The organism is Mannheimia haemolytica (assembly GCA_900638155.1).
Lineage (GTDB): Bacteria > Pseudomonadota > Gammaproteobacteria > Enterobacterales > Pasteurellaceae > Mannheimia > Mannheimia glucosida.
This window is the reverse complement of sequence record LR134495.1, coordinates 1,066,108-1,091,691: the sequence shown is the minus strand read 5'-3', so window position 1 is coordinate 1,091,691 and position 25,584 is coordinate 1,066,108. Positions and strand designations below refer to the sequence as shown.

General features: G+C 41.0%; 21 protein-coding genes, 2 tRNA genes and 1 riboswitch. Of the genes, 10 read left to right on the top strand and 13 right to left on the bottom strand.

Annotated elements, in window-relative coordinates:
- Positions 1–120: 120 nt before the first annotated feature.
- A riboswitch (glycine riboswitch) is annotated at positions 121–216 on the top strand.
- A gap of 118 nt (positions 217–334) precedes the next feature.
- From EL242_RS05535 to EL242_RS05515, 5 genes are all read left to right on the top strand, one after another.
- Positions 335–1,702 (top strand): alanine/glycine:cation symporter family protein, encoded by a 1,368-nt coding sequence (locus tag EL242_RS05535; protein ID WP_126301831.1) that lies wholly within the window; start codon positions 335–337, stop codon positions 1,700–1,702.
- A gap of 44 nt (positions 1,703–1,746) precedes the next feature.
- Positions 1,747–2,415 (top strand): thermonuclease family protein, encoded by a 669-nt coding sequence (locus EL242_RS05530; RefSeq protein WP_126301830.1) that lies wholly within the window; start codon positions 1,747–1,749, stop codon positions 2,413–2,415.
- 1,020 nt (positions 2,416–3,435) lie between these two features.
- Positions 3,436–4,632, top strand: a complete 1,197-nt coding sequence (locus EL242_RS05525) for an aminotransferase class V-fold PLP-dependent enzyme (RefSeq protein WP_126301829.1) — start codon at positions 3,436–3,438, stop codon at positions 4,630–4,632.
- A 106-nt stretch (positions 4,633–4,738) separates the two neighbouring features.
- Positions 4,739–5,713, top strand: a complete 975-nt coding sequence (gene pfkA / locus EL242_RS05520; RefSeq protein WP_006251855.1) for a 6-phosphofructokinase — start codon at positions 4,739–4,741, stop codon at positions 5,711–5,713.
- 67 nt (positions 5,714–5,780) lie between these two features.
- Entirely contained in the window at positions 5,781–6,488 is a 708-nt protein-coding gene (locus EL242_RS05515; protein ID WP_126301828.1) for a YwiC-like family protein, read from the top strand.
- Positions 6,489–6,530: 42 nt separating this feature from the next.
- Here EL242_RS05515 and thiI read toward each other — a convergent pair whose 3' ends face one another.
- A complete protein-coding gene (thiI, locus tag EL242_RS05510; RefSeq protein ID WP_126301827.1) occupies positions 6,531–7,982 on the bottom strand; it encodes a tRNA uracil 4-sulfurtransferase ThiI in 1,452 nt (483 codons plus the stop codon).
- A gap of 113 nt (positions 7,983–8,095) precedes the next feature.
- Positions 8,096–8,956, bottom strand: a complete 861-nt coding sequence (gene folD / locus EL242_RS05505) for a bifunctional methylenetetrahydrofolate dehydrogenase/methenyltetrahydrofolate cyclohydrolase FolD (RefSeq protein ID WP_126301826.1) — start codon at positions 8,954–8,956, stop codon at positions 8,096–8,098.
- Positions 8,957–9,125: 169 nt separating this feature from the next.
- Here folD and EL242_RS05500 point away from each other — a divergent pair.
- Together EL242_RS05500 and EL242_RS05495 are read left to right on the top strand one after the other, a co-directional pair.
- Positions 9,126–9,202: transfer RNA gene (locus EL242_RS05500), tRNA-Pro, on the top strand.
- Between the two features lie 24 nt (positions 9,203–9,226).
- Positions 9,227–9,303 (top strand) — tRNA-Arg (locus tag EL242_RS05495).
- Positions 9,304–9,462: 159 nt separating this feature from the next.
- Here the strand turns inward: EL242_RS05495 and purA are convergent.
- From purA to EL242_RS05470, 5 genes are all read right to left on the bottom strand, one after another.
- Positions 9,463–10,761, bottom strand: coding sequence for an adenylosuccinate synthase (gene purA, locus EL242_RS05490; RefSeq protein ID WP_126301825.1), 1,299 nt, complete (start codon positions 10,759–10,761; stop codon positions 9,463–9,465).
- A 173-nt stretch (positions 10,762–10,934) separates the two neighbouring features.
- The gene (gene hflC / locus EL242_RS05485; protein ID WP_126301824.1) at positions 10,935–11,822 is read right to left on the bottom strand and encodes a protease modulator HflC; all 888 of its coding nucleotides are present in this window, start codon (positions 11,820–11,822) and stop codon (positions 10,935–10,937) included.
- 2 nt (positions 11,823–11,824) lie between these two features.
- On the bottom strand, positions 11,825–13,048 hold the full coding sequence (gene hflK, locus EL242_RS05480) for an FtsH protease activity modulator HflK (RefSeq protein ID WP_126301823.1): 1,224 nt from the start codon (positions 13,046–13,048) through the stop codon (positions 11,825–11,827).
- 170 nt (positions 13,049–13,218) lie between these two features.
- Positions 13,219–13,548, bottom strand: coding sequence for a thioredoxin (gene trxA / locus EL242_RS05475; RefSeq protein ID WP_126301822.1), 330 nt, complete (start codon positions 13,546–13,548; stop codon positions 13,219–13,221).
- A gap of 255 nt (positions 13,549–13,803) precedes the next feature.
- Complete coding sequence (locus EL242_RS05470; protein WP_126301821.1) at positions 13,804–14,475, bottom strand: OmpW/AlkL family protein; 672 nt, start codon at positions 14,473–14,475, stop codon at positions 13,804–13,806.
- A 254-nt stretch (positions 14,476–14,729) separates the two neighbouring features.
- On the opposite strand from EL242_RS05470, the gene clpB reads away from it, so the two are divergent.
- Both clpB and EL242_RS05455 read left to right on the top strand, forming a co-directional pair.
- Complete coding sequence (clpB, locus tag EL242_RS05465; RefSeq protein ID WP_126301820.1) at positions 14,730–17,297, top strand: ATP-dependent chaperone ClpB; 2,568 nt, start codon at positions 14,730–14,732, stop codon at positions 17,295–17,297.
- Between the two features lie 213 nt (positions 17,298–17,510).
- Positions 17,511–18,653: a 5-methyltetrahydropteroyltriglutamate--homocysteine S-methyltransferase gene (locus EL242_RS05455; protein WP_126301818.1), complete on the top strand. Its 1,143-nt coding sequence runs from the start codon at positions 17,511–17,513 to the stop codon at positions 18,651–18,653.
- A 56-nt stretch (positions 18,654–18,709) separates the two neighbouring features.
- On the opposite strand, the gene EL242_RS05450 is transcribed toward EL242_RS05455, so the two are convergent.
- The 4 genes from EL242_RS05450 to folB form a co-directional block, all read right to left on the bottom strand.
- Complete coding sequence (locus EL242_RS05450; protein ID WP_126301817.1) at positions 18,710–20,101, bottom strand: DASS family sodium-coupled anion symporter; 1,392 nt, start codon at positions 20,099–20,101, stop codon at positions 18,710–18,712.
- 159 nt (positions 20,102–20,260) lie between these two features.
- The gene (gene cdd, locus EL242_RS05445) at positions 20,261–21,160 is read right to left on the bottom strand and encodes a cytidine deaminase (protein WP_126301816.1); all 900 of its coding nucleotides are present in this window, start codon (positions 21,158–21,160) and stop codon (positions 20,261–20,263) included.
- A 13-nt stretch (positions 21,161–21,173) separates the two neighbouring features.
- Positions 21,174–22,076 carry a DMT family transporter gene (locus tag EL242_RS05440; protein WP_126301815.1) on the bottom strand — a complete coding sequence of 301 codons (903 nt, stop codon included), beginning with the start codon at positions 22,074–22,076 and terminating at the stop codon, positions 21,174–21,176.
- On the bottom strand, positions 22,073–22,429 hold the full coding sequence (folB, locus tag EL242_RS05435; RefSeq protein WP_126301814.1) for a dihydroneopterin aldolase: 357 nt from the start codon (positions 22,427–22,429) through the stop codon (positions 22,073–22,075). The genes EL242_RS05440 and folB overlap by 4 nt, the downstream gene beginning before the upstream one ends.
- A 69-nt stretch (positions 22,430–22,498) precedes the next feature.
- Here folB and plsY point away from each other — a divergent pair, with 69 nt between their 5' ends.
- Entirely contained in the window at positions 22,499–23,104 is a 606-nt protein-coding gene (gene plsY / locus EL242_RS05430; protein WP_006249773.1) for a glycerol-3-phosphate 1-O-acyltransferase PlsY, read from the top strand.
- A 73-nt stretch (positions 23,105–23,177) separates the two neighbouring features.
- On the opposite strand, the gene parE is transcribed toward plsY, so the two are convergent.
- Together parE and cueR are read right to left on the bottom strand one after the other, a co-directional pair.
- Positions 23,178–25,085, bottom strand: coding sequence for a DNA topoisomerase IV subunit B (gene parE, locus EL242_RS05425; RefSeq protein ID WP_126301813.1), 1,908 nt, complete (start codon positions 25,083–25,085; stop codon positions 23,178–23,180).
- Between the two features lie 93 nt (positions 25,086–25,178).
- Positions 25,179–25,565: a Cu(I)-responsive transcriptional regulator gene (gene cueR / locus EL242_RS05420; protein WP_126301812.1), complete on the bottom strand. Its 387-nt coding sequence runs from the start codon at positions 25,563–25,565 to the stop codon at positions 25,179–25,181.
- Between the last annotated feature and the right edge of the window lie 19 nt (positions 25,566–25,584).

Genomic DNA, 25,584 nt, shown 5'->3' with positions numbered 1-25,584 from the left:
ATTTTACATTATAAAATAAATTAGATTGTTCGGATGAAGGTAGCTGGAGAGAAATGAATTAACATTTCACCGACGAGGTAAACTCTTTCAGGTGCAGTGAACACTGCGGGGACTGTTACTGGACGAACCCTTGGAGAGAGCGGATAAAAATCCGCCGCCGAAGGCGAAAATGCAACAATGCGTGAAACGCTCAGGCAAAAGGACAGGGGAGAAAAGTTATACGATACAAGCGGTGATTTTTTGCTAATTCTTTGCAAAAAATTTCCGTTTTTTAACCGCTTGTCTCTTGCATTCCTTTTCTTTCCTTGTAAGCAGTTTTTACGAGGAACATCAAATGTCTATCGACACTATTCTTAATCAAATCAACAATTTTGTTTGGGGTCCCCCACTCCTGCTTTTAATTTCAGGCGTAGGGTTATATTTAACCTTTTCACTCAAAGGTATTCAATTAAGCCAACTCGGACGAGCCTTTCGCTATATGTTCAAGCCGGAAAAAGGCAAAGGGCAATCGGGCGATATTTCGGCTTTTGCCGCCCTTTCCACTGCCCTAGCAGCTACTATCGGCACGGGGAATATTGTCGGCGTGGCAACCGCCATTCATTCGGGCGGACCGGGATCATTATTTTGGATGTGGCTCATTGCCCTATTTGGTATGGCAACAAAATATGCCGAAGGCTTATTGGCAATTAAATATCGTACTAAAGATAGAGCCGGATTTGTGGCTGGCGGTCCGATGTACTATATCGAACTGGGAATGGGCAAAAAATGGCGTTGGCTCGCTAAAGCCTTTGCGTTTTTTGGCGTATTGGTTGCATTGCTTGGCATCGGCACATTCCCCCAAGTGAATGGCATTACCCACGCCCTAGAAAGCACCTTTGATGTACCGATTATCTTCAGTGCGATTATTTTAACCCTCGTTGTCACTGCAATTATTTTAGGAGGAGTCAGACGAATTTCTAAAATTGCAACCGTTGTTGTACCATTTATGGCTATTGGGTATGTCATCGCAGCTTTATCCGTCATTCTGCTGAATATGGAAAAAGTCCCACAAGCAATTGTTACCATTGTACACGCAGCTTTTAACCCACAAGCGGCATTAGGCGGGGCGGTTGGTTTCACCGTCATGCAAGCGATTCAATTAGGGGTTGCACGTGGCATTTTCTCAAATGAATCAGGATTAGGCTCTGCCCCCATCGCCGCTGCCGCCGCTCAAACCAAAGAGCCGGTACGCCAAGGCTTAATTTCAATGACCGGTACGTTCTTAGATACCATCATCGTTTGCACTATGACCGGCTTAGTGATTGTAATTTCAGGGGCTTGGGCAGGTGATGTCAAAGGAGCAGAACTCACCACTACCGCCTTTACTCAAGGTTTAAACAGCTCATTCGGTGCGATAATTGTGACAGTTGGCTTAGTCTTCTTTGCCTTTACCACCATTTTAGGCTGGTGCTACTACGGCGAACGCTGTTTTGTCTATCTCACTCGAGGTCGCACTCAATACATTAAATTATACCGTTTGCTGTTTATTGCACTCATCGCCTCTGCTCCATTCTTACAGCTCGATACGATTTGGACATTGGCAGACATCGTAAACGGCTTAATGGCATTCCCGAATTTAATCGCATTGATTGCCTTACGCAAAGTGATTATTAGGGAAACAAAAGATTTCTTCGCCCGCCTTAAAACAGGCGAAACCGAATAAAAAATGATAGAATGAGGGCTAATTAGCCCTCTCTTTTTTGATAAATGAAATACCTTTATACCTTAATTTTTGGCTTATTTTTCTCATCGGTATATGCCGCCGAACGCCAGTTACAATGCAAAGTCGTTGGCATTAGCGATGGCGACACCCTCACTTGTTTGGTCAATAAAACACCACTAAAAATAAGGCTACAACATATTGATGCCCCCGAACAAGCGCAGCCTTACGGCAACAAAGCCAAACAAGCTCTGGCTCAATTCGTGTTTCAACAAAACATTACTGCCATAGTTTCAGGCTATGATCGTTACCAGCGACTACTTGCCACCCTCTATTTGAATGGTAAAAACATCAACTTAGCCTTAGTGGAAAACGGTATGGCGTGGGCTTACACCACAAAGCGGGAATATATCGAAGCACAAGATCAAGCACAGCAAGCTAAAATCGGCTTATGGCAGGACAAATTCCCGATTAACCCGAGCCAATGGCGAAAAACACACGCCTCAACCTTACCACAAGCGGTCAAAAAACCAGAAAATATTGCAAACCAGCCACCAACGATTGATTGCCAAATTAAATTAAGCTGCAACCAAATCGGCAATTACGCACAGGCAAAACGTTACTTTCAACAATGCGGTTGGAAAGAGCTAGACGGCAACAACGACGGCATTCCGTGCAATAAACTTTATCGGCAAGAACAGAAAAATAGGAATTAATTTACCTGTCATTCAGGGCAATAAATTTAAAATTTTAATAAAAGGATGGAATTTAAAATTTTTATAAACATATAAAATTAACAGCATACACAGGTTAAAAAACTTGATTAACATTACCCTGAATATATTACCAATATTTCTTCTTAAGAATATAAAAAGCAAATAAAAAACAGAAAAACACTATATCATAAAAAATTACACTACACTCAAATGTTAACAACGGGTAAATAAATCTGTAAATAAAAAAATAAATAAATAAATAAATAAATAAATGCAATATAAATTACAGTAACAATCCCCATAGAAACTCCATACTAAAACTCAATAACTGTTATTTATCAGATAAGTCTTATTTTCTCTTAAACATCTGTCATACATTATTTTCCGGTGAACCGAATCTTTTATATGCCGGTTCACATACGCAGAAGAGAAACATTGACTATCTTTTTCATTTCCCCCTGTAGAATGAGTACAAGCAGATAATAAAATTGATAACAATAAAGTATATTTAAAATTTAATGATAACATAACACCTCCACCAGAGAAATTAATACATATTCAAAAGAATTTCATTTTTAACGTTTTACGAAAAATAAATGCATAAACCAATCCAATTACGAAGGCAATAGCCCATTTTTCTATCCTTCCTATACTAGGATAGTAGCTCAATATTAAAAGAGTAGTAGGGATTAAAATAATCCAGAAAAATACAATCACCATTCTTTTAATCTTCATTTCTAGCCTCCTTTTCTTCTCTCATTCTTCCAATAGCTCAGAAAAGAGCGAACAATAATCAATAAAGCCGCCAATACAAAAACCATAAAAAAGCCAACCATAGCTAAATGACTAGGGACGTCAGGAAAGTTAAATTGTGCTATGATATAGTTCAAAACTCGAGAGAACAGGTAAGTGAATAATATGATTTTTAAATAATTGAGTAAGTTATTTTTCATCTACAATACCTCAACTCAGAAAAACGCACTTATAAAATAACACTCATTCTCATTTAAGGCAAATTATATGCTCAACCAACAATTTCGCACCCATTTCCCTTTTTTTGAAAAATCTGACGGCTGGACCTATTTAGATTCAGCCGCTACCACGCTGAAACCTGATGTGCTGATTCAAGCAACAAGCTATTTTTACGCCTCTGCAGGTTCGGTGCATCGCAGTCAGTATGATTTACCACAAACCGAGCAATATGAATTAGCTCGTGATTTGGTCATGAAACGCTTTAATGTGGAAACTCGTGAGGCGGTAATTTGGACCAGCGGCACAACCCAAAGCATTAACACCGTGGCTTATGGCTTGGAGCATCAAATTGCAGAAGGTGATGAAATTGTGATTTCAGTAGCGGAACATCACGCTAATTTTATTCCTTGGCAGCAGTTGGCACAGCGTACAGGAGCGAAACTCGTGGTGTTGCCACTTAATGATAAGTATGAAATTGAGCTGGAAACCCTTAAAAATGCGTTATCAGAAAAAACCAAAATTGTTGCATTTAATTTAGTTTCTAACGTAACAGGAGTTCGTCAGCCAGCGGAACAAATAATCCCGCTTATCCGCCAATCTTGCTCTGCTAAAATTGTGTTAGATATTGCTCAAGCAGTTTGCTCAGAGCAAGTGGACGTTCAGAAATTAGATGCAGATTTCTACGCTTTCTCAGCCCATAAAATGTATGGACCAAACGGTGTCGGTGTGCTAACCGGCAAATTGCAAAGTTTGGAGCAAATTCGACCGCTTGTATTTGGCGGTAAAATGCTGAAAAACATTACGGAAAGTGAATTAACTGTGGCAGAGTTACCTTATCGCTTGGAAGCCGGCACGCCGAATATCGCCGGCATTATCGGCTTTGGGCAAGTGCTAGCTTGGCTCGAAAAATGGGATTTTGTAGATCTTAATCGTCAGCTTTATGACTTGGCTGAATACACCCGCAAGCGGTTAAATTCTTATCAAAATTTGCAAATTATCGGGCAACAAAATGCACCGACTATTAGCTTTGTGGTGAAAAATCAGCACCCTGCCGATATTGCCGCTTTCTTAACCCAAAGTAAAATTGCGATCCGCCAAGGGGAGCATTGTGCCAAGCCTTATTTACGCCATTTAGAAGAGGTCGGAACAGTCCGACTTTCACTTGCCCATTACAATAATCAACAAGATGTTGAGCATTTTTTCAACGCTCTAGATTTTACCCTTGAAATTTTGCAAGAAAGCTAAGCTAAATCAAAAAAATACGTATTTTTTAGTAGAACGAAAAGGCTGAATATTGTAACCTTGCACCAGTTTCCAATTTAACTTTAATTTATCAACAAGGTGTTTTTAAATGAGTAAAAAAATCAAAAAAATTGCAGTATTAACCAGTGGTGGTGATGCACCAGGAATGAACGCGGCAATCCGTGGTGTGGTTCGTACCGCACTTAATGAAGGTTTAGAGGTTTGTGGTATTCAAGACGGCTACTATGGGCTTTACCACGATAAAGTGATCCCACTTGACCGCCGTTCCGTGTCTGAAACCATCAACCGAGGCGGTACATTCTTAGGTTCTGCCCGCTTCCCTGATTTTAAAAGACCAGAAGTTCGCAAACATTGTGTTGAAACCTTAAAAAAATACAGCATTGATGCATTAGTGGTTATTGGTGGCGATGGTTCTTATATGGGGGCTAAATTATTAACCGAAGAATTTGGCTACCCTTGTATCGGTATTCCGGGTACGATTGACAATGATATTGTGGGAACAGACTACACCATCGGCTATCAAACCGCTCTTGAAACCGCATTAGATGCGATTGACCGCCTGCGTGATACTTCAAGTTCACACCAACGTATTTCGATTGTGGAAATTATGGGTCGCCACTGTGGTGATTTAACCCTAAGTGCTGCCCTCGCTGGTGGTTGCGAATATGTGATCGTACCGGAAAAAGGCTTAGATAAAGATGCATTAATGCGAAGCATTGAAGAAGGTTTCCACAAAGGTAAACGCCATTCAATTATTGCAATTACAGAATTGATGACCGATGTTCACGCATTAGCGAAAGAAATTGAAGCACGTTTCGGCAATGAAACCCGTGCAACCGTATTAGGTCATATTCAACGTGGTGGTTCGCCTTGTGCCTTCGACCGTATTTTGGCCTCCCGTATGGGCGTCTATGCGGTGGAATTATTACTGCAAGGCTTTGGCGGTCACTGTGTCGGTATTCAAAACGAGCAGTTGGTTCACCACGATATTATTGATGCGATCAATAATATGCGACGTCCGTTCAAAGAAGAATTATTTGAAGCCTCTAGAAAATTATTCTAACTTTTCTTACAATTTAAAGGCGACTGTTTAGTCGCTTTTTTATTTGCCAGATCAAGAGGGAAATTGAATGTTCAAAGAAAAACCCGTTATATCCAACCAACACGGTGCATTAGCAATGGCAATGTTGCCGTTTCTCTACGCCGTTATTGAAAGTGGTTTTACCGCTTTGCATATTTTCTTTGGGCTGTCGTGGCTATTTCTCTACTTCTTTTCCTACCCTTTTCTCTCGCTTTTTAGTAAAAAGCCAACTGAACGCAATAAAAAATGGGCGAAAATCTACTTTAGCTTAAGCCTGCTGTTTGCCTTACCGGTGATCTACGCTCAGCCTTCGATTTTGCAATTTTTACCGATAATTCTACCGCTTGGGTTAGTGCAAGTTCACTACGCCAAACAAAAGGATGAACGCAATTTATGGAATGATATTGCCGGCATTCTAACCTTTGGCATAATGGGAATGGCAGCTTATTATCTGGTGACAAAACAATATCAGTTTGAGATTCTGCTCCACCCTACCCTATTTTTTATTGCCACGACGTTCTATATAAAAAGTATAGTGCGAGAGCGAAGAAACCCAATTTATATGGAAATCAGTATTGCAATACACTTAGTTTTGGCAATGCTTTACATTCTCTGCTCTCTACAAGCGGTCTTTTTTGCTTATTTAATTGCAACTGTTCGAGCCATTATTGTGCCAAGCTTTGGCTGGAATGTTAAACAAGTTGGCATGCTTGAATTTCCTGTTATCCTACTCTTTTTAGCAAGCCTCATTTGGTAACAAATTGCACCTTAATCAATCATTAAGGTGCAATCAAAGCCATTATTTCACTCGAAACACTTTTACATTGCTGTAACCATTCTCTTTCAAATAAAGAGCCTGCAATTTACTCATTACCCCACGTTGGCAATAGAGCAAGTAGGTTTTGCTTTGGTCAAGCGTGCTAAACTGACCGGAAAGTTTATAAAACGGGAGTTCTTTCACTTCCACCCCGTCTAAATGGAATGGTTTTTCATCAACCTCTTCTGGGCTACGAATATCCAGCACAACATCGTTTTCACTCAATTCTGTTGTAGTTTCAACCGAAACAACCTCTTTTTCTGTTTGTTGAGCGATCTCACGAATATCTAAATAACTTGCTGTTTGAACTGCTTGTTCCAGTACCTCAAAATTAAAGTTGCCTTCTTCTTCCAAGATTTTTGCTTCGATCGCTTTAACCGTTGGATTTTTAGAAATTACTCCACAGAACTCCGGCATTGATTTAGCAATATCGTCAGTGCCAATCGCTTTTGCCATTGCAATAATCTGCTCTTTATCGTGAGTGATGAGCGGACGTAATACCAGCGTATCTGATGCCTTATCAATTAAACGTAAATTAGTCAGTGTTTGACTCGAGACCTGTCCTAACGCCTCACCGGTCACAATCGCTTGAATATCAAAACGCTCGGCAATACGGCTTGCCGCCCGTACCATCATACGTTTTAATACCACGCCCATTTGTCCGTTATCGACTTTTTCTAAAATCTCACCCACTACATTTTCAAAATTAATGGCGACAAAACGGACTTTATGTGAGGTACTATAACGGCTCCAAATATGATATGCCATCTGTTTCACGCCAATTTCGTGTGCAGCTCCGCCTAAATTGAAGAAACAGTAATGCACACGAGAACCACGACGGATTAACATATAGCTCGATACACCCGAATCAAAACCACCCGAAATCAATGACAACACATCTTCTTGTGTGCCGATTGGATACCCACCTAACCCTTCGTGGCGAGCTTTAATCAGCAACATTTTATCGTGTTCAATATCAATTCTGACCGTCACATCAGGGTTGGTTAATTTCACTTTCGCTGTTTCAATCCGCTGATTCAACCCACCACCGACATAACGTTCTACATCAAGCGAACGGAAATCGTGCTTTCCTTTACGGCGAACACGCACGCTAAACGTTTTACCTTCAAGATCGTCTTTAACCGCAGCATAAGTCTGCTCAAAAATATCGTGCATATCCGTAAAAGGAGTTTCTTCCACTTCTAAAATATGGTGAATACCCGGCGTGCGTTTAAGCAAATCAAGCACTAATGCCGTTTCTTCCTCTACTTTCGCCCGAACTTCAATAAAGTCCCAATGGCGAACCACAGACACATTTTCGGTCTCTTTTAATAATACGTTGCGAATATTTGAGGTTAAAATTTTGATAAAGCGTTTCCGAACAGAATCGCTTTTAATCATAATTTCAGGGAAAAGTTTGATAATAAATTTCATATTTAATAAGGATCGTGTGACAAAAATGGCAAGTATTTTAGCCTTTTCTGCTGAAAAAGCCCAGAAAAAGAAATCCTCGACTAATGCCGAGGATTTGCAAAATACCTGTCAAATTAGACCGCTTGTAAATGGTTTTCATACGCCTGCAAGGTATTTTGCATTAACATTGCCACCGTCATCGGGCCTACTCCACCGGGAACAGGGGTGATAAATGCCGCTTTTTGTGAGGCAACTGAATACTCTACATCACCTTTTAGTTTGCCGTCTGCTCCACGGTTAATCCCTACATCAATCACGATAGCACCGTCTTTAACCCACTCCCCGGGAATAAATTCAGGCTTGCCGACTGCCACAACTAAAATATCTGCTTGGCGAACATGATGCTCTAAATCTTTGGTAAAGCGATGAGTAACTGTGACTGTACAACCACCAAGCAACAATTCTAACGCCATCGGGCGACCAACAATATTAGACGCACCTACAATCACTGCGTGTTGACCATATAAATCTACCCCTGTTGTTTCAAGCAACTTCATCACACCGTATGGCGTGCAAGGGCGTAAAGTGGGAATACGCTGAGATAAACGCCCAACATTATAAGGATGGAATCCATCAACATCTTTATGTGGTAAGATGGCTTCAATCACTTTAGTCGAATCGATCTGTTTAGGTAACGGTAATTGGACTAAAATCCCATCGACCGAATCATCTTGATTCAACTTTTCAATCAGTGCTAATAATTCAGCCTCTGTAGTTTCTTCAGGTAAATCATAAGATTTCGACTCAATCCCAATTTCAGCACAACTTTTACGCTTACTCCCCACATACACTTGAGAGGCAGGATCACTCCCCACTAAAATTACTGCAAGACCGGGGTTACGTTTACCCTGCTTACTATAATGAGCAATTTTCTCACTCACCTTTTTTTTAATTTGTGAAGAAACCTCACTCCCAGAAATAATTTGTGCAGTCATTACTACCTCCCGAAATATCACTTGGCAAAACATTCGTCATTTTCTCAAAAAATAGCCTTTTTGATAAGCTAATTTTGAATAACGGATAAACTTCAATCATTTAAGCCGACATTCACAAAAAAAGATTGACTGTTGTGCAAAGAAATCTATAATCAACAACATCTTATGTCGGCGAGTAGCGCAGCTTGGTAGCGCAACTGGTTTGGGACCAGTGGGTCGTAGGTTCAAATCCTATCTCGCCGACCACTTCTTTTTATATTATCTTCATCTGCGCCCTTAGCTCAGCTGGATAGAGCAACGCCCTTCTAAGGCGTGGGTCAAAGGTTCGAATCCTTTAGGGCGTGCCATTAAATTCTTTTGAATTCAAATACTTACACAGCCTTAAAAACTCATGCTAAAGAACTATTTTCTGTATTGTGACAAAATTGTGCCAAAGTAAAGTTTACTGGTTCAAACAAAAAAGCCATCTAGCTCTATCTCACTAAATGGCTTTATTTTATCTTTTATTAAGCTGCAAAAGGATCACGCAAAATCATCGTTTCGACACGATCCGGGCCTGTAGAAAGAATATCTACCGGCACACCGACCAGCTCTTCGATACGTTTAATGTAATCTAATGCGGCTTGTGGTAAATCTTCACGTTTTGTCACACGGAAAGTATTTTCAGACCAACCCGGCATTGTTTCATAAATTGGTTCAACATCTTCCCAGTCTTTTGCCGCAAGAGGGGCGTATTCAACAATTTTTCCGTTTGGCATTTTGTAGGCAACGCAGATTTTTAGCTCTTTGAATCCGTCTAAAACATCGAGTTTAGTCATACAGAAGCCTGAAATGGAGTTGATTTGCACTGCTCGGCGAACGGCTACGGCATCAAACCAGCCACAACGGCGAGGGCGACCGGTTACCGCTCCGAACTCATTACCTTTGCGAGCAATTTCAGCACCTACATCGTCAAATAGTTCGGTGGTGAACGGTCCACTACCTACACGGGTACAGTAGGCTTTGATAATCCCTAATACATAATCTAAATGACGAGGACCGTAGCCTGATCCGGTTGCCACACCGCCTGCTGTCGTATTCGAGCTGGTTACGAACGGGTAAGTACCGTGGTCGATATCTAACATCGTGCCTTGAGCCCCTTCAAATAAAATATTGTCGCCGTTTTCACGTGCTTCGTGAAGCAAAGTTGTCACATCGGCAACCATTCCGGTAATCACATCCGCAATCGCAAACACATCATCTAAGGTTTTTTGATAATCTACCGCTTCAACTTTGTAATAATTGACTAATTGGAAGTTGTAGTAATCTAAAATATCTTTTAATTTTGCGGCAAAATGTTCTTTGTCGAATAAATCGCTGACACGTAAACCACGGCGAGCGACTTTATCTTCATAAGCTGGGCCAATACCACGTCCTGTTGTACCAATTTTGTTTTTACCAAGAGCCGCTTCTCGAGCGTGATCCATCGCAACGTGATAAGGCAGAATTAACGGGCAAGCTTCAGAAATTTTTAAACGCTCACGCACATTAATGCCTCGTTCTTCTAGCTCCCCCATCTCTTTCATTAATGCCTCTGGAGAAAGCACTACACCATTACCGATTAAACAAGTCACGTTATCACGCAAAATACCCGATGGAATTAAACGCAGAACGGTTTTTTCACCATTAATGATTAAGGTATGCCCTGCATTATGTCCACCTTGATAACGTACTACATATTTCACACGATCTGTTAATAAATCAACAATTTTGCCTTTTCCCTCATCGCCCCACTGAGCGCCAAGAATAGCAACACTTTTACCCATAGAAATGCCTCTTTTAATTAGGATGAATAACGAAACCCATTATAACTTCATATCGCAAGCGGTCAATTTTTTCAAATTTTTTGCAAAAAATCAGCCAAAATTTACCGCTTGTTATGATCAGAATAGGGATGAAAATTAAAAACCCGATACAAGATCGGGTTTTATAGATACAATTATTTTGTCGGTGCTTGCATAAAGCGTAAGAATTCGCTGTTTGGCTTTAATAACATCATATTATTTTGACCTTCGGCAAAGCTATCTTCATAGGCTTTTAAACTACGAATAAAACTGTAAAATTCCGGCTCGTTACCAAATTTCTCTGAATAGAGTTTTGTAGCTTGAGCGTCACCTTCACCTCGCAAGGCTTGGGCAGTTTTGTTCGCATTTGCCAAAATCAGCACCACTTTTTTATCCACTTCGGCACGAATTACCTCTGCTTTCTCATTACCTTGTGAGCGGTGTTCACGAGCAACCGCATCACGCTCGGCACGCATACGTTGGTAAATTGAAGAAGAAACTTCATTTGGTAAGTTGATTTGCTTCACTCGCACATCAACCACTTCAATTCCTAAACGCTCTGCTCCATCTTCACCGGCATTCAGCGCTTTTTGGGCTCCTGCCATTAACTCACCACGAGAACCGGATACAATATCTTTAATGGTTCGAGAACCAATCTCGGAACGCAGACGATCCCCTACCTTACGGCGTAATAAATCCGCCGCTTTTTGGTAATCACCACCAGTAGAGGTATAAAATTGGCCAAAATCACTGATTCGCCATTTTACATAGGAGTCCACTAATAAATCTTTTTTCTCGACTGTTACAAAACGATCTTCTTGTCCGTCCAAAGTTTGAATACGAGCATCCAATACCTTTAAGCTGTCGATAAATGGTACTTTAAAGTGAATCCCCGGTTCATATACCACCACTTTTTGATCGCTATCACGATGAACTTTGTTAAAACGTAACATAATGCCACGTTCGCCTTCATTTACAATGGTGATTGCTTGTAACACAACAAAAGCAACTACGGCAAGTATAGGTACTAATAATCTACGCATGATTAAAATCTCCCCTTACGAGTTGGTTCTTGTTGTTCTGCTTGTTGTGGCTGAATTTGTGTTCTTGGCTGTAATTGTGGCTGAACAATTTGTGGCGTAACTACTTGTGCCGCTGCAGGCTGCTCCGCTTTTACTGCCGATGAAGAATTCATTAGCTTATCGAAAGGCAATACATTCAAATTATTACCGTTTGAATCCATCACCACTTTAGGCGTGTTTTTCATCACTTTTTCCATTGTCTGGATATATAAACGCTCACGAGTCAACTCTGGAGAGGCTTTATATTCAGGTAATAATTGACTCAAACGTTCAACTTCCCCTTTTGCATTCAACACAACGGCTTCTTTATAGGCTTGAGCCTGTTCAATTGTACGCTGTGCCTGACCACGCGCAATCGGCTCTTCACCTCTTGCATAAGCTTCTGCTTCACGAATTAAGCGTTGCTCATCTTCTTGTGCTTTGATCGCATCATCAAAGGCAGCTTTCACCTCTTCAGGCGGTCGTGCATATTGGAAGTTTACGTCTGTTACCAATAAACCCATATCATAGGTTTTGATAATATCACGCAATGTCGACCACGTTCTTTCACGCACGGTTGCACGCCCTGTGGTTAAAATTTCGTCCATCGTCATATGACCAATCACATAACGCAATGCACTATCTGTAGCTTGTTTTAAGCTGTCATCAGGATTGCTTACACTAAACAAATATTTAGCCGGATCTTCCACACGATATTGAACCGTCATTTCCACCTGCACCATATTTTCATCTTGTGTCAGCATTGAACCGCTTGTATTAAGCTCTGACACACGTTCCACATTTACTCTGGTGACAGAATCAATAAAAGTCGGCTTCCAGTTCAACCCAGGCATTACGATACTATCGAGTTTCCCTAAACGAGTAACTACTCCACGCTCAGCCTCTTGTACAGTATAAAAACCGGAACCAGCCCAAACGATTGCAGCAAGACCTAAAACAACAGGTAGGAATTTACCGAAACTTGCAGTAGGTTGATTTGAACTATTATTAGACCCTTTTCCACCACCCATTTTTTTTAATAAACTGCTAAATACTTCTTCTAAATCAGGGGGCTGTTGTTCATTCTGTTGATTATTGGCCGGCTCTTGTTGTGAACCCTGTTCTTGTTGCTCAGGCTTTGGCTCAGCTTTTTTCTGCCCCGGTTTACCCCAAGGATCTTGCTGATTGCCTGATTCATTCCACGACATAAATATCTCCAAAATAAAATCGAATCGCACTTTAAAGCTTAGAATGCAAGTTAGTGATTGTACCTATTTAGTAAGCTTTTGACTAGGTTTATCTGAAACAAGCGGTCTTTTTTCACTATTTATTTGCAAAAAAATAGGGCGATAAATTCGCCCTAGTATTGCTCTTAAAATTATAATGCTTGTTTGATAAATTCAGCCATTTGTGCGTGCGGAATTGCACCAACTTGCTGGGCAATCACTTCACCATTTTTGAATAATAGTAAAAATGGAATGCTGCGTACGCCAAATTGTGCTGGTACAGATGGATTTTCATCTACGTTCATTTTGACAATTTTTACTTTACCATCAAATTGTACATCAACAGATAAATCGTCAAGTACGGGGCCGATCATACGGCAAGGACCACACCAAGGCGCCCAGAAGTCTAATAATACCGGTACATCTGATTTTAAAACATCTTGTTCAAATGTAGCATCTGTTGTATGAATGACATTGCTCATAAGTTTATCCTTAAATATTAAATTAAAAAAAGAAACGCCCTAACTGGCAAGTTAAGGCGAACAGTTGTGTATAAGATAGAGATTAATCTATAAAATTTCAAGCAAGATTTACCAATTACACCAATAAATATTTGCATAGTGAGATTTTATTATCTCTTCAATTATTTAATTAAAAGTGGAAAGGGCTATATTCAAACAACTTTAACAAAAAAGGGCTAATCACTAAGATTAGCCCAACTCGTTCCCAACAAATAATTAGAACTTCACCCCGAAACCGGCAAATAAGACAACCGGATCAAGTTTTACTTTTACTTCGTGATCTGCACCTGCTGCTTTAAATTTTGCGGTTGTTTTAATGCGTGTGTACCAAGCTGCCGCGTTGAAGTAGATGTTATCGGTTAATTTTACATCAACACCCAGGTTTGCTACCGGTCCGAAAGAATGTTTTTTTACACTTAAGTCAGTAACAGCAGGGCTAACTGATTTAGCGTGGTAGAAGCGAGTGTAATTTAAACCTGCACCTACATAAGGTTTTACTTTTGCAGTTGGCTCAAAGAAATAGTATTGGGCATAAAGGCTCGGCGGTAATTGTTTTAAGATAACAACTCTATCCAAATCTACTTCTGCACCTGATTCTAAAACTTTGGCTTTGGCATTAATTTTATGAGAGAAAGGGGTTGCACCTAATAACTCAATACCCACATTATCGGCTAACATATAAGTTGCAGTTAAGCCTAACTGAGTATTGTTTTTCACTTCTAAATCTACATCAATACCTGTCGCTGCTTTTGATTTTGCATCTGAACTTGAATTTGCCTTAACATGTACCGCACCGGCACGGAATATCACATCACCTGCTTGATGTGCCACCGCAGTTCCAGTTAATAATGCCCCACCTAAAATAATTGCTAAAGTTGATTTTTTCATTTTCATATCCTCAAAAATAATTAGAATACCTATAATGAGGTAAACTTTAGCGAAGTGTAAATGAAATGAAATAGAAATGAATTGATATTTATCAAACTTTTAACACAAAGATACCCAACAAGAGTTATTTTATTTATTTTTGTGATCTTTTTCACATTTTTACTTGAAAATTGTTTACCAAGCTCCATTTAGTGTTTCAACAAGAGATGTAAATAAAAATTTACACTTTCTAAACTCATTGTAAGGAGAAAGAAATGAATTTTGAAAAAATGACCACAAAACTGCAAGAAGCCTTGGCAGAATCACAGTCGCTTGCAGTAGGAAAAGATAATCCGTACATTGAACCGGCACATTTGCTCTATGCGTTGTTAAAACAAGAAGGTGGCTCGATTGCCTCTTTGTTTACTACATTAAATGTTGATGTACCGACTTTAATTCGTGAATTACAACAAATTTTAGACCGCTTGCCGAAAGTTCAAGGCGGTAACACCCAAGTTTCACAACAGTTAGTCAGACTGTTAAATCAATCAGACAAGCTAGCACAACAATTCGGCGACAGCTTTATTTCATCAGAACTCTTTGTTCTAGCTGCACTTGATGACAATGGCGACTTGGGGAAATTATTTAAACAATTTGGCTTAAACAAGGAAAAACTAACACAAGCCATCAGCCAAATTCGAGGAGGAGACACAGTGAATAATCAAAATGCGGAAGATACCCGCCAAGCACTCAAAAAATATACGATTGATTTAACCGAAAGAGCCAGAGCCGGCAAACTCGATCCGGTCATCGGGCGTGATGAAGAAATTCGCCGTGCGGTGCAAGTCTTACAACGCCGTACCAAAAACAACCCTGTGTTAATTGGTGAACCGGGTGTGGGGAAAACGGCGATTGTAGAAGGCTTGGCACAGCGTATTGTAAACGGCGAAGTGCCGGAAGGCTTGAAAAATAAGCGTGTACTTTCGCTGGATATGGGAGCATTAATTGCCGGTGCGAAATATCGCGGTGAATTTGAAGAGCGTTTAAAAGCGGTTTTAAACGAACTGGCGAAAGAAGAAGGGCAAGTTATCCTCTTTATTGATGAAATTCACACGATGGTTGGAGCAGGCAAAACAGACGGAGCAATGGACGCCGGCAACTTATTAAAACCAAGCCTTGCCCGTGGTGAATTGCACTGTGTGGGGGCTACAACCCTTGATGAATATCGCCAATACATTGAAAAAGATGCAGCCCTTGAACGCCGTTTCCAAAAAGTATTGGTGGACGAACCAACGGTTGAAGATACGATTGCGATTTTACGTGGTTTGAAAGAGCGTTATGAAATCCATCATCACGTTCAAATTACAGACCCTGCCATCGTGGCGGCGGCAACGCTTTCGCACCGTTATGTGTCTGACCGTCAATTGCCGGATAAAGCGATTGACTTGATTGATGAAGCCGCTTCAAGCCTGCGTATGGAGATCGATTCTAAACCTGAGCCACTAGATAAACTGGAACGCCGTATTATTCAACTCAAATTGGAACGCCAAGCGTTACAAAAAGAGGAAGATGAAGCGAGCCGTCAGCGTTTAGCCAAATTAGACGAAGAAATGGCAGCGAAAGAGCGTGAATATTCCGAGCTGGAAGAAATCTGGAAAGCGGAAAAATCCGCCTTACTTGGCACACAACATATTAAATCGGAGTTGGAAAATGCTCGCATTGCGATGGATCAGGCTCGCCGTGAAAACGATTTCGAGAAGATGTCTGAATTGCAATATGGCGTGATTCCAAACTTGGAAAAACGGTTACAAGCGGTCGAAAATGGCGAAAAAAATGCAGATGCTCAGCTCCTCCGTACTAAAGTCACTGAAGAGGAAATTGCTGAAGTGCTTTCCAAAGCAACCGGCATTCCTGTTTCTAAAATGATGGAGGGTGAGAAAGAAAAACTGTTGCGTATGGAAGAGGTGCTACACACTCGGGTTATCGGGCAAAACGAAGCCGTTGATGCAGTGGCAAATGCGATTCGCCGTAGCCGTGCAGGGCTTTCCGACCCTAATAAACCGATTGGTTCATTCCTGTTCTTAGGCCCGACCGGTGTGGGTAAAACCGAATTAAGCAAAACCTTAGCCAATTTCTTGTTTGACGATCCTGATGCCATGGTGCGGATTGATATGTCTGAATTTATGGAAAAACACAGCGTATCCCGTTTAGTGGGCGCACCTCCGGGCTATGTCGGCTACGAAGAAGGCGGCTACTTAACCGAAGCGGTTCGCCGCCGTCCATATTCGGTGGTGTTACTTGATGAGGTAGAAAAAGCTCACCCTGATGTGTTCAACATTCTACTGCAAGTGCTTGATGACGGGCGTTTAACCGACGGGCAAGGCAGAACGGTCGATTTCCGCAATACGGTAGTGATTATGACCTCAAATTTAGGCTCGCATTTAATTCAAGAAAATGCTCATAAGGGCTATGATGTGGTTAAAGAAATGGTGATGGAAATCGTTGGGCAGCACTTCCGCCCTGAATTTATCAACCGTATTGATGAAACGGTGATGTTCCACTCACTTGGTCAAGAGCATATCCGTTCGATTGCGAAGATTCAGCTACAACGCTTAATTCAACGCTTAGCAGAACGAGGCTATGAGGTGACAGTAACCGATGCAGCATTAGATCATATCGGCAACGCCGGTTTCGATCCGCTGTTTGGTGCAAGACCGCTGAAACGTGCGATTCAGCAAGAGCTTGAAAATCCACTTGCTCAACGGATCTTAAGCGGTAAATTATTGCCGAATAAAGCAGTGACGGTGGATTACCAAAACGGGCAAATTGTTGCAACACAATAATGTCTCCGATGGTGCGAGGGTCCTCACTCGTACCTTACAAGCGGTGGATTTATCGTAAAAATTTGCAAAAAATTGCTCGAAAATGACCGCTTGTACAGTAAAAATTTTCATATTGCCCTTCATTAATTTTCATAAGCTAATGAAGGGCTTTTTATTACTCTTTTTGCTATCATTAACGGCGTTTATAACCAATACAATTACAAGGAGTGATTTATGAGCCAATTATTTCCGGAAGCAACAATCCGCACCCAAGCCCCGTATCGTAATGATATTGTAGGCAGTTTTCTGCGTACTGATGCGTTAAAAAAAGCCAGAGAAGATTTTAACCAGCAAAAAATCAGCCGTGACGAATTGCGTGAAGTGACACGGCAAGAGGTCAAAAAATTAGTTGAGCTACAAAAACAACACGGTGTAAAAGCAGTCTCTGACGGTGAATTTAGTCGGACTTGGTGGCATTTAGATTTCCTAGCTGAACTTGATGGTATGGATTGGCAAGAAACCGAAGTCTTTAACGTGAACTTTACCGGTCATAAACCCAAAGGGCAAACGGTAAAAATCGTAGGCAATATTGATTTCTCCGAAAGCCACCCTTTTGTGGACGCTTATCGTATTTTAAAAGAAGCCGCCGGTGATTACCCAACCAAATTCACTATTCCGGCACCGACAATGTTACATATTATCTGCTGTGTACGTGCAGAAGATTACCAACCGTTACCACAATATCAAGACGAACAAAAACTGTATGATGATATTGCTAATGCTTATATCAAAGCAATGCACACCTTCTACGATATGGGGCTACGCAACTTGCAATTAGACGATACCAGCTGGGGACAATTCTGTGCGGAAGATAAACGTAAAGAATTCGCAGCCAGAGGGTTTGATTTAAACGATTTAGCCGAAAAATATGTCGCATTATTAAACCGTATTGTTGATGCAAAACCAGCGGATATGTCAATTACAATGCACATCTGCCGTGGTAACTTCCGTTCTTCTTGGTTCTCGGAAGGCGGCTATGGACCGGTTGCCGAAGTGTTATTCGGTAAATGCCGTGTTGACGGCTTCTTCTTAGAATACGATACCGAACGTGCAGGTACTTTCGAGCCGCTACGCCACATTAAAGATCAACAAGTGGTACTAGGCTTAATTACCTCTAAATTTGGCGATTTAGAAGATAAAAATGTGATCATTGAGCGTATTAAAGAAGCGGCTCAAATTGTGCCGATTAATCAGCTATGCTTATCACCACAATGCGGCTTTGCCTCCACCGAAGAAGGCAATATTTTAACCGAAGCCGCACAATGGGCGAAGTTAAATTTAATTAAAGAAATTGCGGAAGAAGTTTGGGGTAATTAATCTCTTATAATGCAAATAGCCGAGTAAATACTCGGCTATTTTAGTTTGTTTTAATACTACAACCAGAAGAGATACCCAACAGTTGCAATCACAAAGATACAGATGATATTTAACCAGAAACCGACTTTAATCATCTCACTTTGTTTAATTTGCCCTGTACCAAATACAATCGCATTCGGTGGAGTGGCAACTGGCAACATAAAGGCACAAGAAGCCCCTAAGCCAATAATTAAGGCTAATCCGACCGGTGGCATATTTAATGCTTGTGCTATAGAGATGAAAATCGGCACTAACAGAGCCGCACTCGCTGTATTAGAAGTAACCTCAGTTAAGAAAATAATAAATGCCGCAACTATTAAACCAATTAGGTAAAAATGCCCACCTTCAATTAGTGAAACTACTCCATCAGCCATAATTTTACTTGCACCAGTTTGCCCTAATACTGCACTTAACGTCAAACCACCACCAAATAGGAATAATACCCCCCACTCGGTGTTTTCTTGAATCTGTTGCCAATTAGCGACACGAGTAATGCAAATAAGGGCTGCTGCAATCAATGCAAGAATGGTGTCAAAGCTCGCAATTTTGCCATTAATTCCCAGAAATGCAGAAATAATAGGGTTAATTTTATCACCAAAAATCCAACCAAGCGCAATAAAGACGAAAATAGCCAAGGTGATAATACGAGAACGATTTAATTCAATTTTCTCAAATGATCGATCAAAACTAACTGAAAAATTTGGTTTAAATACGATATATAGTGTTGCAATCATTAACGGGAATAAAATTAGCATAATTGGCAAACCATATTTTAACCAATCAGCAAAAGTCAGATTCAATTGAGAAGCAACAATCGCATTTGGTGGGCTTCCCACTAAAGTACCCATTCCACCAATACTGGCACTATAAGCAATTCCTAATAACACGAAAAGATAAGTATTGTGGTTCTGTTTCTGATCAAGTTTACTTAAAATCCCCATTGCCAAAGGTAACATCATTGCAGCTGTAGCTGTATTACTCATCCACATTGACAAAAACGCTGTTACCGCAAATAAATAAATAACTGCAATCGATAATTTACCTTTAGCTAATGCCATAATTTTATTGGCAATCATACGATCTAGCTGCTGAATGTGTAATGCTGTCGCTAAGGCAAAGCCTCCAAAAAATAAGAAAATCGTTGGGTCAGCAAAAGCAACAAGAGCTTCTTTTGATTTAACCAGCCCCAGTGCTACAGCCAAAATCGGAATTAATAATGCCGTAACCGTAACGTGTAATGCTTCTGTTAGCCATAAGACGGCAATGAAAATTAACAATGCCAACCCCTTATTGGCTTCAGGGGTAAAAGGCAAGGTATTTAACAAAATAATAAATAAAATAGCATCTGCAACAAAAATCAAGCTATTGCGTGTATTTTTACTCGGTTCAATAAGAGGAGTATTTTCCATAAAAACCTCACAAAATATAGATAATCGGTGGTATCACTATATATAAAAAAACGATATAGGCAAATATAATTGTTGCAAAAGTGTGAAGCTCATCAAAAAATTTAACACTAAAAAATAAATTGCTTAAAGATACAACACCTTTGCAAAAATAAATCAAAATTACACCGCTTGTAGCAAAATATATTCAAGCTCTAGCCCAAAGAGTGATTTTACCAATGCTTGAGTCATTGCATAACTACTGAGAGAGCCTTTCGCCTCAGCCAGCACAACTCGAGTAACGGGAATATCGGCAAGCCCTAAAAATAATCGATAGTTCAACGCACTTTGCAACGGTAAAAAAGTAGGATTAAAAGCTGCATTCTCAGTATATTTACCACAAACTATACGCCCACCCACTTGCAGTGCAACCCCACTAAATGCGTTGCTGTAAGGGGCATAAGCATTATTAGCAGCAAAAATTGCCGCTTGTTGTAAATGATCGCCCTTAACCTCAAATTGTTGCGGTTGTTCATCAAATAAGACTTTCTCAATTCCTAAATCTTTCGGCCCAAAACTATCCGGTAAATAGCTATGGAGCAAATTATCTTGGCTATGAGGTAAATGTACTTTTAAGCTTGCCGCACTGTTTAATTCATTCATAAATTGGCGACAATGCCCACAAGGGGTATAGTTCACAACCACATCTGTTATCAAAGTTTCCCCTGCTAAAAATGCGTGCGAGATTGCACTTTGCTCTGCATGAACGGATTGTTGCATACATTCCCCGGAAAACTCTTGGTTTGCCCCAAAATAGAAATCTCCGTTTTTGCCAATCGCAACCGCCCCTACATTAAAATCGGAAACCGGTGTAACCGCATAACAGGCAGCAATGGCAATGCAATATAAAGCCAACTCAACACGAGAGCGTTTAAATTTTTCACAGAGTTCATCAACCACTTCATAAGAGAGCTGTCCGTGAAAATCTTGTTTGATAAGTTGCTCAATAATAGCCTGTGTAACTGCACAGTTTTTCTCTGCTTTTAATTGTTCAAAACGCTCTGTAATGTCTGTTCGAAACATACGGTACCTCCGTTTAATGTTTTTTATAGCTGCAAATCAGTATCCCTGCCGTAATCAGTATGGCACTAATAATATGGTAAGAATGAACTGATTCATTTAATAAAATAATACTGAATATTGCTGCAAAGAGCGGCGTAAAATTAGTCATTACCGCTCCTTTAGCAGAACCGACTATTGCAATGCCGAAATTCCAAAACGCATAAGAGAGAATAGAAGGTCCGATAACCAAATAGCCTATCCCACTCCATTGTAAAGCGGTCAAATTTGCTAAATTTTTTGCAGATTCTGCTACATATTCATAGATAAAAAATGGCGTTAACGTTAGAACTGCCAGCCCCACTAATACGGTCAAAAACACCGTATTGCTTATACCTTGCGGACGTAGCCGAATCACACAACAATAAACCGCCCAGCTTATAGTAGAAGCAATCGCCCATAAATCACCTTGATTAATTGCCAAGCTGAATAAGCGAGTTAGCTTCCCTTGCTTCAATAGCCACAGCACTCCCAGCAAACTGATTATTGCCCCACTTAGAATAATCGGGCTGATTTTCTCCTTAAAAACGAGCCGATTTAAAAATAGCACCAATACAGGCGAAATAGCTAAATAGAGACTCGCATTCAATGCTGTTGTCGTTTTTAAACCTTCATATAAGGTAGCCGGGAATAAAATTACCCCAAGCAGACCTAATACCCACATCACACCTAAACGAGGTTTTAATAAGTGCATTACCCGCCAAGTTGGGCGAAAAAAGAGCAAAACTAAAATTAAAAAAGCCGGCAACCAACGCAAATAGGTTAAGGTAATAGGCTGAACTGCCCCACTTAACACTTTGCCTAATACAAAATTCCCACCCCAAAAAAGAGTAGCTACGATTAAACTGAAATACCCCAATTTCAGTGATGATGAGATCATTGATGACCTCGTTCTACAATCACGCCTACGCTACTTGCTTGGGCTACTGCTTTGGGCTTATGTAGTTCAATCCGAATCCAAGAAATTTGATACTCTTTTTGTAATAGTTCCGCCAGTTGGTAGGCAACGGTTTCGACTAATTTGAAAGGTTGAGATTCAACAAAATCCAGCACTTTTTGCGATACTTCCGCATAATTTAAGCAATATTGTACATCATCGCTTTCCGCCGCTTTGGAAAAATCCCACGCCATATCAATGTTAAAAACCAAGCGTTGCTTAATCGTATGCTCCCAATCGTAAGCTCCAATAGAGGCAAAAGCGGTCAGTTCTCGAATAAAAACCTTATCACTCATTTTTCGTCCTGTTTTATTTTCTGAATTTCTGTAAAATATAGCACAAGATAAATTTAATCAGGAAAATTTATGAATTTAATTCCCTATTTATTGATCTTAACCGCCTATTTGCTCGGCTCGATTTCCAGTGCGGTCATTTTTTGTAAGCTGGCAGGCTTGCCTGACCCAAGAGAAGTCGGCTCACACAATGCCGGTGCAACGAACGTACTACGAATTGGCGGTAAAAGTGCCGCATTAGGTGTGCTGTTATTCGATATTTTAAAAGGCACATTACCGGTAGCAATGGGAATTTATTTTGAACTATCTCCCTCACAACTCGGTTTCATCGCCTTAGCGGTTTGTCTTGGGCATATTTTCCCGATTTTCTTCCAATTCCGTGGCGGAAAAGGCGTTGCCACCGCATTTGGTGCAATCTCCGCATTAAGCTTTATTGTTGCAGGCGGTGCTATCGGCACTTGGCTACTGGTGTTTTTAATCTCGGGCTATTCTTCTTTAAGTGCCGTCTTCACTGCCTTAGTCGTACCGTTTTACATTTGGTGGTTCGAGCCACAATTTACTTTCCCGGTTGCCTTAGTATGCTGCTTGTTAGTTTACCGCCACCACGACAATATCCAACGATTATGGCGTGGGCAGGAAGACAAACTGTGGGATAAATTCAAGAAAAATAGAGCATAAAAATAGGCATAGTGAACCGTTCGCTATGCCTATTTGCAAATTATTGCGGAAAAATCACCGCTTGTCTTCTCGACTAAACCGCTAAATCCGCTTCATCTCCTCGATTTTGTAGCCATTGTTTACGATCTTCCGCTCGTTTTTTACCCAATAGCATATCCATAATTTCAAAGGTATTCAATTCGCCCTCTTCTACCGTGTCATCAAAGGTTAATTGCACTAAGCGGCGAGTGCTTGGATCCATCGTAGTTTCACGCAACTGGCTCGGGTTCATTTCGCCTAAGCCTTTAAAGCGTTGCACATTTGGCTTGCCTTTTTTCTTGGCAAGGCGAGCCAAAATTGCCTCTTTTTCCGCCTCATCTAAGGCATAATGCACCTCATCTTTACCGATATCAATGCGATAAAGTGGTGGCATTGCCACATAAACGTGTCCGTTTTGCACCAATTTCGGGAAATGACGAAGGAATAACGCACACAGCAAGGTGGCAATATGCAAACCGTCTGAATCCGCATCGGCAAGAATACAAACTTTGCCATAACGCAATTCTTCTAAATTATCGCTATCAGGGTCAATTCCCAAGGCTACCGCAATATCGTGTACTTCTTGTGAAGCCAATACTTGGTCTGATGAAACCTCCCAAGTGTTTAAAATCTTACCACGCAGTGGCAAGATGGCTTGATATTCTTTATCCCTCGCTTGTTTTGCCGAACCACCAGCAGAATCACCCTCTACCAAGAAAAGTTCGGTTCGGCTGAGATCTTGAGCGGTACAATCCGCCAGCTTGCCTGGTAAAGCCGGCCCACTGACTAATTTTTTACGCACCACTTTTTTCGCCGCACGCATACGGCTCTGGGCGGAACTAATAGCCATTTCAGCAATTAATTTGCCCATCTGCACATTTTGGTTAAGCCATAAACTAAAGGCATCTTTTAAGGTGCTATCTACATAGCTTGAGGCTTGGCGGGAAGACAAACGCTCTTTGGTCTGCCCTGCAAATTGTGGCTCTTGAATTTTCAGAGAAAGTACATAAGCACAACGGTTCCAAACATCGTCAGCGGTTAATTTTACCCCTTTCGGCAATAAATTATGGATTTCGCAAAACTCCACCATCGCCTTTAATAAACCGTTACGCAAGCCATTAACGTGGGTGCCGCCTTGTGCAGTCGGAATCAGGTTCACATAGCTTTCCGCTACTAACTCGCCCCCTTCCGGCAACCAAGTTAATGCCCAGCTTACCGCCTCTGTTTCAGCAGTAACATCACCAATAAACGGTGGATTCGGCACGGTTTCATGACCGTTTAATGCCTCGCTCAAATAATCAGATAAGCCGTCTTCGTAATACCAACTTTCTTCGGTATTGTTGATTTTATCAATAAAATTGATGGTGAGTTTCGGGCAAAGCACCGCTTTGGCTCGTAACAAATGGCGTAAACGGCTCACCGAAAAACGAGGGCTGTCAAAATATTTTGGGTTTGGGTAAAAACGCACGGTCGTTCCGGTCTGCTTTTTCGGGCAAGTGCCAATGACTGTCAGATCTTCCACTTTTACCCCGTTGGCAAAGGCTATCGAATAGACTTCTCCGCCACGTTTGATCTGAATTTCCACTCGTTCGGATAGGGCATTTACCACCGAAATCCCCACCCCGTGCAAACCACCGGAAAACGTATAGTTTTTATTGGAAAATTTACCGCCGGCGTGCAATTTCGTTAAGATAAGCTCCACTCCCGAAATTTTCTCGGTGGAATGAATATCGACCGGCATTCCCCGCCCGTTATCCACCACTTCCAATGAATTATCAGCGTGAAGAATCACATCAATTTTATCTGCAAAACCGGACAACGCCTCATCGACACTATTATCAATCACCTCCTGCCCCAAATGGTTTGGACGTGTGGTATCCGTGTACATTCCCGGGCGAAGCTGCACCGGCTCGAGGTCTTTCAGAACGGTAATTTCATCCGCCCCATAGCGTTTTTCAGACATTATGCTTTCTCTTAGGCTTAAAATAAAATAAGGCTGAATTTTAAGGAATATTCAGCTATTTTGCAAAATTTTGGTGAAAAATGACCGGTTGTATTACCCGTTTAACCCATTCAATATCGAGCACTCGGGATTAGCATTTCCACAGCAAGAGTTGCTCCAGCTTTTGAGCAAAGCCAGCATTTGGTTTAAATCGGCAATTTTTTGTTCAAGCTCACTGATATGCTGTTCGGTTAATTGTTTTACATCTCGGCTTGAGCGGTTTGGGTTGTCGTTTAACTTCAGCAATTCGGTGATTTGAGCGAGCGAAAAGCCTACTTTTCGGGCATTGCTGATAAAATGTAATCGGCTCAAATCTGTGGCATTGTAGAATCGATACCCCGATTCGGTGCGACTTGTCGGCGGCAGAAGTCCTGCTTTTTCATAATCTCGGATTTGTTTGGCAGAAAGACCTGTTTTTTCTGCGGCTTGGCTAATATTCATTATAATCCTCCCACTTTAA

What these genes read in the sequence shown, in the direction of transcription:
- thiI (WP_126301827.1), bottom strand. Translation starts at nt 7,982, where the DNA reads ATGAAATTTATTATCAAACTTTTCCCTGAAATTATGATTAAAAGCGAT.
- EL242_RS05440 (WP_126301815.1), bottom strand. Translation starts at nt 22,076, where the DNA reads ATGATCTCATCATCACTGAAATTGGGGTATTTCAGTTTAATCGTAGCT.
- EL242_RS05535 (WP_126301831.1), top strand. Translation starts at nt 335, where the DNA reads ATGTCTATCGACACTATTCTTAATCAAATCAACAATTTTGTTTGGGGT.
- folD (WP_126301826.1), bottom strand. Translation starts at nt 8,956, where the DNA reads ATGACTGCACAAATTATTTCTGGGAGTGAGGTTTCTTCACAAATTAAA.
- purA (WP_126301825.1), bottom strand. Translation starts at nt 10,761, where the DNA reads ATGGGTAAAAGTGTTGCTATTCTTGGCGCTCAGTGGGGCGATGAGGGA.
- EL242_RS05530 (WP_126301830.1), top strand. Translation starts at nt 1,747, where the DNA reads ATGAAATACCTTTATACCTTAATTTTTGGCTTATTTTTCTCATCGGTA.
- EL242_RS05455 (WP_126301818.1), top strand. Translation starts at nt 17,511, where the DNA reads ATGAGCCAATTATTTCCGGAAGCAACAATCCGCACCCAAGCCCCGTAT.
- EL242_RS05450 (WP_126301817.1), bottom strand. Translation starts at nt 20,101, where the DNA reads ATGGAAAATACTCCTCTTATTGAACCGAGTAAAAATACACGCAATAGC.
- cueR (WP_126301812.1), bottom strand. Translation starts at nt 25,565, where the DNA reads ATGAATATTAGCCAAGCCGCAGAAAAAACAGGTCTTTCTGCCAAACAA.
- trxA (WP_126301822.1), bottom strand. Translation starts at nt 13,548, where the DNA reads ATGAGCAATGTCATTCATACAACAGATGCTACATTTGAACAAGATGTT.
- folB (WP_126301814.1), bottom strand. Translation starts at nt 22,429, where the DNA reads ATGAGTGATAAGGTTTTTATTCGAGAACTGACCGCTTTTGCCTCTATT.
- parE (WP_126301813.1), bottom strand. Translation starts at nt 25,085, where the DNA reads ATGTCTGAAAAACGCTATGGGGCGGATGAAATTACCGTTCTGAAAGAC.
- hflK (WP_126301823.1), bottom strand. Translation starts at nt 13,048, where the DNA reads ATGTCGTGGAATGAATCAGGCAATCAGCAAGATCCTTGGGGTAAACCG.
- EL242_RS05515 (WP_126301828.1), top strand. Translation starts at nt 5,781, where the DNA reads ATGTTCAAAGAAAAACCCGTTATATCCAACCAACACGGTGCATTAGCA.
- hflC (WP_126301824.1), bottom strand. Translation starts at nt 11,822, where the DNA reads ATGCGTAGATTATTAGTACCTATACTTGCCGTAGTTGCTTTTGTTGTG.
- plsY (WP_006249773.1), top strand. Translation starts at nt 22,499, where the DNA reads ATGAATTTAATTCCCTATTTATTGATCTTAACCGCCTATTTGCTCGGC.
- pfkA (WP_006251855.1), top strand. Translation starts at nt 4,739, where the DNA reads ATGAGTAAAAAAATCAAAAAAATTGCAGTATTAACCAGTGGTGGTGAT.
- EL242_RS05470 (WP_126301821.1), bottom strand. Translation starts at nt 14,475, where the DNA reads ATGAAAAAATCAACTTTAGCAATTATTTTAGGTGGGGCATTATTAACT.
- EL242_RS05525 (WP_126301829.1), top strand. Translation starts at nt 3,436, where the DNA reads ATGCTCAACCAACAATTTCGCACCCATTTCCCTTTTTTTGAAAAATCT.
- cdd (WP_126301816.1), bottom strand. Translation starts at nt 21,160, where the DNA reads ATGTTTCGAACAGACATTACAGAGCGTTTTGAACAATTAAAAGCAGAG.
- clpB (WP_126301820.1), top strand. Translation starts at nt 14,730, where the DNA reads ATGAATTTTGAAAAAATGACCACAAAACTGCAAGAAGCCTTGGCAGAA.